At 34.5% G+C, this 11,779-nt stretch carries 10 protein-coding genes; 9 read left to right on the top strand and 1 reads right to left on the bottom strand.

Translation table 11 applies throughout. From position 1 onward, the window contains the following. The first annotated feature begins 100 nt into the window (after positions 1-100). The 7 genes from B0A67_RS13620 to B0A67_RS13595 all read left to right on the top strand — a co-directional run bounded on the left by B0A67_RS13620 (position 101) and on the right by B0A67_RS13595 (position 6,160). Positions 101-1,366, top strand: coding sequence for a BamA/TamA family outer membrane protein (locus B0A67_RS13620; protein WP_072964025.1), 1,266 nt, complete (start codon positions 101-103; stop codon positions 1,364-1,366). A gap of 145 nt (positions 1,367-1,511) precedes the next feature. Next, positions 1,512-1,700 carry a hypothetical protein gene (locus tag B0A67_RS25205; protein ID WP_072964026.1) on the top strand — a complete coding sequence of 63 codons (189 nt, stop codon included), beginning with the start codon at positions 1,512-1,514 and terminating at the stop codon, positions 1,698-1,700. Positions 1,701-1,792: 92 nt separating this feature from the next. Next, positions 1,793-2,110 carry a hypothetical protein gene (locus B0A67_RS25200; RefSeq protein WP_072964028.1) on the top strand — a complete coding sequence of 106 codons (318 nt, stop codon included), beginning with the start codon at positions 1,793-1,795 and terminating at the stop codon, positions 2,108-2,110. Between the two features lie 172 nt (positions 2,111-2,282). Then, positions 2,283-2,957: a response regulator transcription factor gene (locus B0A67_RS13610; protein WP_072964030.1), complete on the top strand. Its 675-nt coding sequence runs from the start codon at positions 2,283-2,285 to the stop codon at positions 2,955-2,957. Position 2,958: 1 nt separating this feature from the next. After that, positions 2,959-4,362, top strand: a complete 1,404-nt coding sequence (locus B0A67_RS13605; protein ID WP_072964032.1) for a sensor histidine kinase — start codon at positions 2,959-2,961, stop codon at positions 4,360-4,362. A 77-nt stretch (positions 4,363-4,439) separates the two neighbouring features. Continuing rightward, positions 4,440-5,162: a hypothetical protein gene (locus tag B0A67_RS13600; RefSeq protein ID WP_072964034.1), complete on the top strand. Its 723-nt coding sequence runs from the start codon at positions 4,440-4,442 to the stop codon at positions 5,160-5,162. Positions 5,163-5,212: 50 nt separating this feature from the next. Further along, entirely contained in the window at positions 5,213-6,160 is a 948-nt protein-coding gene (locus tag B0A67_RS13595; protein WP_072964036.1) for a bestrophin family protein, read from the top strand. An 84-nt stretch (positions 6,161-6,244) separates the two neighbouring features. On the opposite strand, the gene B0A67_RS13590 is transcribed toward B0A67_RS13595, so the two are convergent. Then, a complete protein-coding gene (locus B0A67_RS13590) occupies positions 6,245-7,663 on the bottom strand; it encodes an aminotransferase-like domain-containing protein (protein ID WP_072964038.1) in 1,419 nt (472 codons plus the stop codon). 196 nt (positions 7,664-7,859) lie between these two features. On the opposite strand from B0A67_RS13590, the gene B0A67_RS13585 reads away from it, so the two are divergent. Together B0A67_RS13585 and B0A67_RS13580 are read left to right on the top strand one after the other, a co-directional pair. After that, on the top strand, positions 7,860-8,777 hold the full coding sequence (locus B0A67_RS13585) for an EamA family transporter (RefSeq protein WP_072964040.1): 918 nt from the start codon (positions 7,860-7,862) through the stop codon (positions 8,775-8,777). Positions 8,778-9,342: 565 nt separating this feature from the next. Further along, positions 9,343-11,604 carry an acyl-CoA dehydrogenase family protein gene (locus B0A67_RS13580; protein WP_072964042.1) on the top strand — a complete coding sequence of 754 codons (2,262 nt, stop codon included), beginning with the start codon at positions 9,343-9,345 and terminating at the stop codon, positions 11,602-11,604. Positions 11,605-11,779 lie beyond the last annotated feature (175 nt).

Genomic DNA, 11,779 nt, shown 5'->3' with positions numbered 1-11,779 from the left:
TTATTGGGGTAAAATCTGATTTAATTTATTTAAACTATTGAAAATAAGACATATATTTACATAGTGATTAAAGAGTTTTTCGAAAAATTAAAACTTTCAAATGGTAGGATTTTTACAAAATAATTACTTCAATCAATATAAAATCCTATGGTTACTCTTTTTTATTTCATTCAATTCAGCAGGACAAACTGAAAATAATAACTCAGAAATATGTCCTCCTAAAACCATTCTTGAAATTTTTAAAAAGAAAGATACTGTATCTGCTGTTAAACCCACGAAAAACAATTTCTTTTTGGTTATTCCCGCAATAGGTTCCCAGCCTGCGACCGGATTCTTTTTTGGCGGAGTTGCCCAATATACATTCAAAGGCAAACAAGCATCAGACAAATATTCTATCGCCAATTTGGGGATTACTTATACTACGAAAAAGCAGTGGCTTGTAAACGTCAAAAATAATATCCTGCTCAATAACAACAGAATTTTCCTGAGCGGAGATTACCGGCTGTATATTTTCTCTCAGCCCAATTACGGACTTGGGACGGATATAATCCCGCATCACAGCAAACAAAATCATTTTAGTATTGATTCTATTGCACAGCCTATGGATTATGATTATTTCAAATTTCACCAGACCGTATCTTTTGAGGTTGCTAAAAATTTTTATGTGGGAGGAGGAGTAAATTTAGATTGGTATTCGAGTATTAATGATAAGGATTTAGATGTCGAAAATGCAAAATATACCTATCATTATACGTACAGTCAGGAACATGGGTTTGATAATTTAGAATATTTTTTAAGCGGCATGAGTCTTAATTTGGTTTATGATTCCAGAGACAATCAGGTAAATTCGACCCGCGGATGGTTTGCAAATATCAATTATCGTTTTAATCCTGTTTTGTTCAATAACCAGCAATATAGTAATGTTTTGTATGCAGAATACCGGCATTTTATTCCGGTTTCAAGCAAGAACGAAAGATATATTTTGGCGATTTGGGCATACGGACAATTTGTGACCAGAGGAAAAGTGCCGTATTTAAACTTACCCGCCATTGGCTGGGATCAACGAAGCCGCAGCGGGGAAGGATATACACAAGGATTATTCAGAGGAGATGGTTTAGTATATCTTTCAACAGAATTCAGGTTTCCAATTACCTGCGATCAGATGTTCAGCGGAACCGTTTTTACCAATTTTGTAACGGCGAGCAATATTGACAATAAAATTTCACTTTTCAACTCAGTTCAACCTGCTGTTGGAGTTGGTTTGCGCATTTTAATCGATAAAAAAACGCGGACAAACTTAATTGTAGATTACGCATGGGGGAATAATTCTAAAGGGTTTTATTTGAATGCCGGCGAAACATTTTAATTTTTAATTAATTGTTTGTTAGGTTTTTATGGTTTTTGTGTACGAATTTTATCTTTAAAAAATATTTAGTTTTATAAAGAAAAAACTTAAATTTGGAATTCAATTAACTTCAAAAACAAACATTATAAAACGGTACAGTTTTTTATTGGTTCTTTTCCTGTCGGCGATAGGGGCGAACGCACAAGATGCAAGGTCTTTTTCTCTTAATTTGTATGGTGGTTACAATTTTTCGGATAAGATCGATTATGATGGTTATTCTGCTACGATTGAAGACGGTTTTCAATATGGAGCAGGTTTTGAATACTTTTCTCTACAAATAATTCAGTCGAATTAAAATATTTAAGAACGGATACTAAAATTCCTTTTTATAATCCGGCAGGTATTAAAATTAATGCTGGAAATGATAAAGGTGCCTTTAATTTTATTTTGGCAGGTTATACCCATTATTTTGATACAGAATCAAATTTATTGCCTTATTTAGGGGCAGGAGCTGGAGTTGGGATTGTAGAAACACCTCAGGGAGGAAGTGGTACTTATTTTGCCTGGGATGTAAAGGGCGGGGTAAAGATTAAAACTGCTTCATCAGTTTCTGTAAATATTAATGCCTATTTGCAATCGATGTCGGCAGCAGTTGGTGAGAGTTATTATTGGACATATTGGTACGGACCAGTTGCGGTTGACGATTATGTTTCTACTTTTCAATTTGGACTTGGTGCTGTGTTAAGTTTTAACTTTAAAAAATAGTTTTTCTCCCCAAATAATCATTCTTAAAAAATACAAAGGCATTCACATTCGTGGATGCTTTTTTTTTTTGACCAGTAAAAGTCTATTGTTCTTAATTAAATCATAATTTATAAGATTCTAATTTCTATTTTTAAACTCAATCCCTATTTTTGTTATTAATCCAATTAATAATATGAAATTACTTATAGTTGAAGATGAACCAAATCTTTTATCGATTTTACGAAAAGGATTTGCTGAAAACAATAATGAAGTTAGTGTAGCAATGGATGGCAAAACTGCTCTTGAAATGCTCCATAATTATAATTTTGACGTTGTCATCCTAGACGTAATGTTACCTGATATTAACGGAATTGAAATCTGCAGAAGATTACGTGCCGGCAAGAATTTTGTTCCGGTCTTGCTTTTGACAGCACTGGGAACTTCAGAAAATATTGTAACCGGACTTAATGCAGGTGCGGACGATTATTTGGTTAAGCCTTTTAAATTTGGAGAACTGGATGCGAGAGTCAATGCTTTGCATCGAAGAGCGCATCAGGATACAGAAAGAATTGATAGCATAACAGTAGGCGATTTAGAGATTAATGCACGCGCTAAAACAGTAAAAAGAGATGGCGAATCTATAGTTTTAACGGCAAAAGAATTTAAATTACTATATTACCTGGCTAAAAATAGCGGACGAATCGTTTCCCGTGATCAGATTCTGGATAATGTCTGGGATATTAATTTTGATATGAATACCAATGTTGTGGATGTTTATATTACGTATTTAAGAAAAAAAATAGATAAACCTTTTGAAACCAAACTTATTCATACCATGAAAGGTTTAGGTTATGTCATAAAGCCATAAAATGGATATAAGAAAAAAAATTACTTTTACATATGTAGCACTTTCTACGTTTAGTACACTGTTATTGTGTATTGTCGTTTTTGTCTTATTTCAGGAAAACAACCGGTACCATTTTCTTAAACGATTAGAAGACAGGGCTAAAATTGTGGCTTCAATTCATTTTCAAAAAGATCCTGAAAAAATCAAGTATTATAAAAACCTGAAAAAAAACGGTCTTGAAGAACTTATCGAAGAAGAAGAGTTTGTCCTTAAAATAAACAGCGCCAACAGTTTTGATTATAATACAAATTTAAATTTACCAAATGAGTTTTATACCAATGTTCTAAAAACGGGTGAAGACTTTTTTGAGATAAATAACAAGTATTATTTAGGTCAGGTTTTTACAGAGAATGGGCAGAGATATATTGTAATTGTTGGTGCCCGCGATCAAAAAGGTCCAACAACAACAATTTATATCGTAAAAATCATGCTTTTTGGAGGTATAGGTTTTGTGTTTCTTGCTTTCTTTTTGGGACGTTTCCTGGCGAAACGTGTAATTAATCCGGTTGCCCGAATTACCAAAGAAGTAAACAGAATCAGTGCTTCTAATCTTCATAACAGATTGCCGGAAGTAAAAAACTCAGATGAAATTTCAGATCTGACAGAAACTTTTAATGATATGCTGGATCGTTTGGAAACTTCTTTCGAAATTCAGGCTAATTTCATCAACAATGCTTCTCACGAACTAAAAACGCCAATAACAACGATTATTGCCGAGTCTGAAATTATGCTTCTTAAAGAAAGAGAAGTTCCGGAATACATTCAGTCATTAGAGAATATTTACGGGCAGGCATCCAAATTAGGAAATCTGACAGAAAGTTTATTAAAGTTAACCCAAACAGGTTACGATGGCAAGAAACAGGTACTGGACATTGCCAGAATCGATGAATTGTTAATGGACGTAAAATCGGATCTGGACAAAATTTATCCGGACAATCGGGTGAGTATAAAACTTAACTTCGCTCCAAACGATTCTAATTTACTTTTAATTCCTTGTAATAAACCCCTTTTAGAGCTTGCAATCAATAATATTATTACAAACGGTGTCAAATATTCTGATAATAATGAAGTGTTCGTAACGCTTTCAGCCAATCAGGAAATGATTAAAATTGCCATTAATGATATCGGTATCGGTATTCCGCCAGAAGATATTCCGCATTTATACGAACCATTTTTTAGAGGCAAAATTGCGACTAAATATATAGGTTATGGTCTAGGGCTTCCTTTGGCCTCAAAAATTATCCGCATGCACGATGGTGAAATACAAGTGCAGTCAGAGCAGAATAAAGGAACAATTGTAACTATTATTTTTAAAAAGTCGAAAATAAAGAAGATCAATATTAAAAATTCTAATGTTGATTCTTAGAAAGATCTAATTTTATATTAAGACCCCTCTAATTTTGGTGAAGTTATTTTGTATGTATAAACTAAACGATTATACATATGAAAAATTTCCTAATACCTACGACTTTAAAAGATGATACTATTAGTGCTGTAAAATCTGCAGTAAAACAATCAAAATCATCAGGTTGTGAAATCATTTTAATGATGGTTTCAGATGCTCCAGATACTTTTTCATCATCAAGCTATTTACGCGAAATGCGCACCGGACTAACCGCCAGTCAGGAAATAGTACTTGAAACATGTCGATATATTATCGAACATACTCCAAATTGTAAAATAAAAATACACAATCAATACGGACTTTCTTCTCCGATTTTCAAACACATTATTGATGTTTTCTCGGTAAAATTAGTAATTCTTACCCATTCTTATAAACAAGAAACAAAAAGAATTCACCAATACCTTGTGCAATTGGCGGGAAATCAAAAATGTCCAATTCTACATTTAGGTTCAGAGCGATTCAAAGAAGATTTCAATAAAGCACTTTATATCGAAAACGCGCATGCGAATATGCATGTCAAAGATGTTCAGCAATTTTTGAATGACAACTTTTCATTCGAAATTGTAAGCCAAACGTCTAATTTCGATGACAACTACGAAAAATTTGCTCCTTACTTAACAGAGGCAATTTCAAAATACGACATCGATTTATTGGTAGAAACCCGTAAAGGAGAAAAAATCAAATTCAAAAAAACGAAGAAAGAAAATGTAAACGACAAGCTGGGACTTCCGGTCTTATCGCTGTATGAAGAATTGGTTTAAAAACTAATTCCTGCTAAAAAAAGACAAGTTTAATTTTTAAACCGAAAAATATGTTATTAAAGAAAAGAATTCCAATGAAGTACGTTCTCGGAAAAATTAAAGTAGAATTAGGCTTGGTAATGGCATACACTATATTATTTGAAATTTTTCATCATTATTTTATCAATGTTTCCGTTGATATTCCAATTGCAATACCTACAATGGTAGGTACAATTATATCCTTATTATTAGCTTTCAAATCTAATCAGGCATACGACAGATGGTGGGAAGCGAGAATTATTTGGGGATCGATTGTCAATGAATCGAGAACGTTAGTGAGACAAATGCTGACTTTTTATAAAGATCCTGAATTTTCTGTAGAAGCAAATGAGTTCAAAGAAAATTTTACTAAAAGACAAATCGCATGGTGTTACAGTTTAGGTCAGGCTTTGCGTAACAAAGATGCTATAAAACCAATCAAAGATTTGATTAGTGAAGAAGAAGTGAATTTTGTAAAAAATCATCAGAATATTCCAAACGCAATATTATTGCTGCACGCCAGAGATCTTAGAATTGCCAGAAAAGACAAACGGCTAAATGCTTATCAGCAAGTAGAAATTGATAAAACGTTAACCAGATTGTGTGATGCAATGGGAAAATGTGAGCGTATTAAAAACACTATTTTTCCAACAACCTATAGTATGTATATCAGAATGACATTGTGTTTGTTTATTTTGCTATTGCCTTTTGGTTTGATTAGTTTGTTGAGCTGGTTTGCCATTCCGTTGATTACAGTAATTGCAGGAATGTTTTTTCTGATCGAAAAAATGGCAATCCATTTACAGGATCCATTCGAAAACAGACCAACAGATACTCCTGTAACGACTATTTCGAATACAATCGAAAAGAATTTAATGCAGATGTTGAACGAGTATCAAAGCGAATTTGACATTATCAAAGAATTCGATCTTAAACCCGAATTTAAAAAAGCGGAAAACAACGCTTACTTTGTTTTATAATTTAAATTGATTTTGGTTTCAATTTGTTAGCCGGACAGTGCCTTTAAAAGCATTGTCTGGCTTTTTCACTGAATGAGTTTTAGATCATCTGTGAAGCAATCGTCCTAAAATTTGTATGGATTCCCTTAATTCATTAGTCCACGGTAAACCAAAACTCAGGCGCATACAATTAGAAAACTGATCCTGAAAAGAAAAGATTCTTCCCGGCGCAATACTAATATGGTGCTGCATTGCCAGATGATAGAACGCCGCTGTATCAATACTTTTATCAAGTTCGATCCAAAGGAAAAAACCACCCTGAGGCTGACTCACTTTTGTTCCTTTTGGGAAAGATTCCAGGACAGTATTGATATAATTATTGCAATTATGATTTAAGATCTGGCGTATTTTTCTAAGATGATTTTCATATCGCCCGTTTTTAAGAAAATCCCCCACAACCTGATGCGTGATAGTGGGTGAGGAGAGCGAATGGTAAATTTTATTTCGCAATATTTGTTTTTTGAATTTTCCCGGCGAAACCCAGCCCACGCGATATCCCGGAGCCAGTGTTTTAGAAACAGAACTGCAGCAAAGTACGATTCCGCTTTCATCATACGTCTTGCAATTTGTTGGTCGGCTAGAGCCAAAGTACAAATCACCATGAATATCATCTTCAATCAACGGAATATTATAAAACTCCATTAGTCTCACAACTTCTATTTTATGTTCAGCAGGCATCATACTTCCGGATGGATTACTAAAATTGCTCATCAGTAAACAAAGTTTCACCTTTTTAGACGAAAGTGCTTTTTTTAGCGCCTCTAACTCTATTCCCGTAGTCATATTAGTAGGCAGTTCCATGATATACAATCCTAATGATTTGGCCAATTGCAAAATCCCAAAATAAGCAGGGCTTTCTGTAATAATTGTATCGCCGGGCTTAGTCAATGTCATTAAGCAATGTGATATTGCACTTGTGCAGCCCGGCATTGTTATAATATCTTCTTCTGTTAGTGATCCTCCCCAGGTAAAGGACCATCTGGCAATTTCGCGTCTCAAATTCGGATTGCCTTTTACCTGCTCATAACTCGTTCCGCTATTAGGGAGTTCTCGCATAGCCTGAACCATTCCTTTGTTTAATTTGGCAATAGGAAGAAGTTCATTTGAAGGAAAACCCAAAGAAAGCATCGTAATATTAGGATCAGTCATATTGCCATAAACCTGATCGATCAAGTCCTCTCTGTCAATATTGATACATTTTAAAACAGGACTACTTGGTGAAGGTTCAGGAATTGTTCTAGCCGAAATATTACTCACATAATAACCAGATTGTGGTCGGGATTCAATCAGAGACCGGCTTTCAATTTCGTAATACGCTTTACTTACCGTACTCATGCTATAACCTGTTTCAGCGCAGACTTCACGGATCGAAGGAAGTTTATCGCCAACATTCAAAACCCCTGATTTTATTTGCTTTTCGATTCGGTCAGCAAACTGCAGATACAAGTAATTCGAGTTTTTCATAGAAAGATAATATTTGGTTTTTAATAAATCCTGATAATTATCGGGAGATATTGTCAGTTGTAATTCAATTGGTCATTTAGAATCCTGACAACTTAGAAAAAAAAACTGTTATGGTGCAATTTACTAAAACTGTATCTGTATTGCTATTTTATTTTTTAGAAATTTGCTTTGAATAAGAAAATCAAAAACAATAGTCGTGAAAACAACAAAATACTACATAGCTGCCATCACCTGTTTTGTAATCTGGGGATTTTTCAGTTTGGTTTTAAAACCAATACATGAGTATGCTTCTTTAGATATTTTATTTTATCGTGTGTTTAGCTGTAGTGCGCTAATGTTGCTTATTGCTTTTACTTTTAAAAGAAAAAGAATAAAAGAAGCGATTGCAACCTTTAAAGGATTGACAACAGCTGAAAAACGCAAAACTGTTTTATTGAATATTGGAGGCAGTCTTTTTATCATGACAAACTGGTTTACGTTTATCTATGTGATGAACCATGTAAGCGTAAAAGCCACTTCTTTGGCGTATTTGGTTTGCCCGATTTTAACCACATTACTGGCTTATTTTATTTTGCACGAAAAATTAAGTAAAACACAATGGATCGCGGTTGGATTAAGTATTTCCGGATGCATGCTTTTGTCTTATGCAAATATTACAGATATGTTTTTCAGTATCATTATAGGTCTTTCTTATGCTTGTTATTTAGTAAGCCAGAGAGTCAATAAAGGGTTCGATAAATTTTTAGTCCTGACGTTTCATATTACTTTGATCGCTTTGTTCTTATTGCCTTTTTTTCCATCGTACAGCGGGCCGGTTCCAACAGAGTTTAAATTTTATTTCTGTATCGAAACCATTGCCATTCTGTTTACTATCTTTCCTTTATTCCTTAATTTATACGCACTTTCAGGAATCAATTCTTCGACTGTTGGAATGCTTTTGAATATTAACCCGATGATCGCTTTTCTTTTGGCTATGTTTTTATACAAAGAGCAATTTGGACTGATCCAGATCATAGCCTACGGAATTGTTTTTCTGGCAGTTTTGGTTTTTAATTCACATCATATTTTTGCAATGAAGCAAAAGTTCGCCATACTATCCAAAGATTCTAAATAATATGTTTTTTATATTTTTTAGTGGTTTTTAAAATATAAATTACCGGAATCTTTAGGATATTGTAAAACAGGAATGATTAGCTTCGTTCCTGTTTTTTGTTATAAATATGTTTGCTGCGAACTGCACTCATTTTTCCGATTTTTTTAATCCATTTGCCACTATTATTCGTGGCTATTATTAAAGCATAGAAATTAATTTACAGATGCTATAGAAATACATTGTAATCATTAATTCCTGAAAATTAGTACAATTCATTGCAGACTTTTTTTCTCTTTCACTACTTAGAATTAAAATTACCACAATCTTAACAGGATATTTAATTAAGAATGACTATTTTCATTTATTGCTTTTTTATGCAATAAAAAGAATGAAAAAAAATGCCACAGATTGTATAGATTAAAGATTAGTTTCTGTGTCTTAAAAAAAATAGCCGCGAAGTCACGAATGATTGTGTAAATGAATTGAAAAAATTAGTGAATTCGTGACTAAAAAAAAACTTTTAATCTGTGACCCCGGGAACTATCGGGATTGGCAAAAAACAAAAACAAACTGAACAACTATTTATATGAAAAATACCAAACTTCAAGCCTTTATACCGTTATTTTATTTAGTGTGGTCTGATGATTTACTGACTCAGAAAGAGTTTGCCACCATTCAGAAATTTATCAGTGACTTAAGCTGGCTTTCGCCCGAAGAAAAACAACTGCTTCTTTCAAGATTAGATATCTCGAATCCGCCTTCGCGAAGTGAACTCACGCAATGGAAACTAGATATCGAAAAAAGCATTCAGAATAAAGAAGACATAAAATCAATTTTTGATATTGCGGTAGCACTATCAGAAAAAGACATCGACATTTCGACCTTGCAATCCAGTTTTATAAAATTAGAGAATGATCTCGGAATTTTAGGCGAAGAAGCGCTTCAGAATTTTAAAACAAAAGCCGGTTCTTTTACGGCAAACTCCCAAACCAATACTGATTTTGATATTCAAAAAATAACAGCCATTCTAAATGGTAAAGAAGCGGCTATAATCAACAAAGTAAAATCAGTTATTTCGAGACCTGAATTTGCTTATGAAACTTCGACTGATATCAATGTATATCGCCAAACTGTGTATCATTGGTGCAAAATATTAGCCGATGAAAATCTGGGTAATATGGCGTATCCAAAACAACATGGCGGAGGAGAAAACATAGCCGATTATTTTGCGATTATGGAAACCTTGAGTTATCACGATTTAAGTCTGGTAATAAAATTTGGTGTTCAGTTTGGACTTTGGGGAATGAGCGTTCAGTCGTTAGGAACTGAAAAACATTATGCCAAATACCTGAAAGATATTGGTTCGCTAAAAATTCCGGGATGTTTTGCGATGACAGAAACACATCATGGTTCAAATGTAAAAGGGCTTGAAACTACAGCAACTTACAATCACAACGATCAGACCTTTACGATTCATACTCCAAACAAAAATGCGCAAAAGGAATATATTGGTAATGCCGCTGTTCACGGACAAATGGCGACTGTTTTTGCTAAACTTATTATAGAAGGCCACGATTATGGCGTAAATGCTTTTATCGTTCCGCTAAGGGATACAAATGGAAATACGTTAAACGGAATTAAGATTGGGGATTGCGGACATAAAATGGGATTAAACGGAGTGGATAACGGAACGATTAGTTTTGATAATGTAGTGATTCCGAAAGAAAATATGCTGGACCGTTTTGCTTCTGTAAATGATAAAGGTGAATTCGAAAGTCCGATTCCGAGTGATAACAGACGTTTCTTTACCATGTTAGGCACTTTGGTTGGAGGGCGAATCGGGATTCCGCGTTCTGCTTTGGCTGCAGCCAAATCCGGATTAACAATAGCGATCCGCTATAGCGATCAACGCAGACAATTTGGCCCGGAAGGCGGATCTGAAGTTCCGATTTTAAATTACAGAATGCACCAAAGAAGATTAATTCCACCATTGGCAAAAACCTACGCCGTTCATTTTGCTTTGCAATACCTGACGAATCGTTTTCTAAATAAAACCGAAGCAGAAATGCAGGAAATTGAAGCTTTGGCGGCTGGAATGAAATCCTATTCGACCTGGAGTACAAGAGATATTCTGCAGGAATGCCGTGAAGCTATTGGCGGAAAAGGATATCTGTCTGAAAACAGAATTGATGCTTTAAAAAATGATACTGAAATATACACCACTTTTGAAGGTGATAATACTGTTTTGATGCAGTTGGTTGCCAAAAATCGTCTGTCTGAATTCAGAAAAGCGTTTGGCGAAATGGGAGCTGCAGGCATTATTAGTTATGTGTACGAAAACGCCAAAACAGCCATTACAGAAAAAAATCCAATTGCAACCCGCAAAACAGACGATGAGCATTTATTAGATGAAGAGTTTCATTTGCAGGCTTTTATTCATAGAGAAAAAACAATTCTCGCATCAGCGGCACGACGTATCAAAAAACTGGTCGATGGCGGTTTAGAACCTTACGATGCCTTTAATGTTGTGCAGCATCAAATGATCGATGTCGCTCAGGCTTATCTGGAGAGAGTTGTTCTGGAGCAATTTCAGTTGGCAATTAAGGAAGTCGAAGACATAAAATCAAAAGAGATATTAACAAAACTGAATCATTTGTATGCACTTTCGCAGATAGAAAAAAATAAAGCCTGGTATCTTGAAGACGGTTATATGGAAGCCGTAAAAACAAAAGCAATCCGTAAAATGGTCAACCAGCTTTGTTGGGACATACGTCCGGACGCCGTTTCGCTAGTCAATGCTTTTGATATTCCGGAAAGTTGTCTGGCAGCACCGATTGCGGTTAAATAGAGTGAAAAGTGAAGAGTGAAGAGTGAAGAGTGAAAAGTGAAGAGTGAAAAGTGAAGAGTGAAAAGTGAAAAGTGAAAAGTGAAAAGTGAAAAGTGAAAAGTGGAAAGTGAAAAGTGGAAAGTGAAGAGTATAGATCTTTTGGGCTTTGTCAAAGTTTTAAACTTTGACAAAGCTT

The organism is Flavobacterium aquidurense, assembly GCF_002217195.1.
GTDB classification, from domain to species: domain Bacteria; phylum Bacteroidota; class Bacteroidia; order Flavobacteriales; family Flavobacteriaceae; genus Flavobacterium; species Flavobacterium frigidimaris.
The sequence above is the reverse complement of the archived record's forward strand: the minus strand, read 5'-3'. Positions and strand labels throughout refer to the sequence as shown.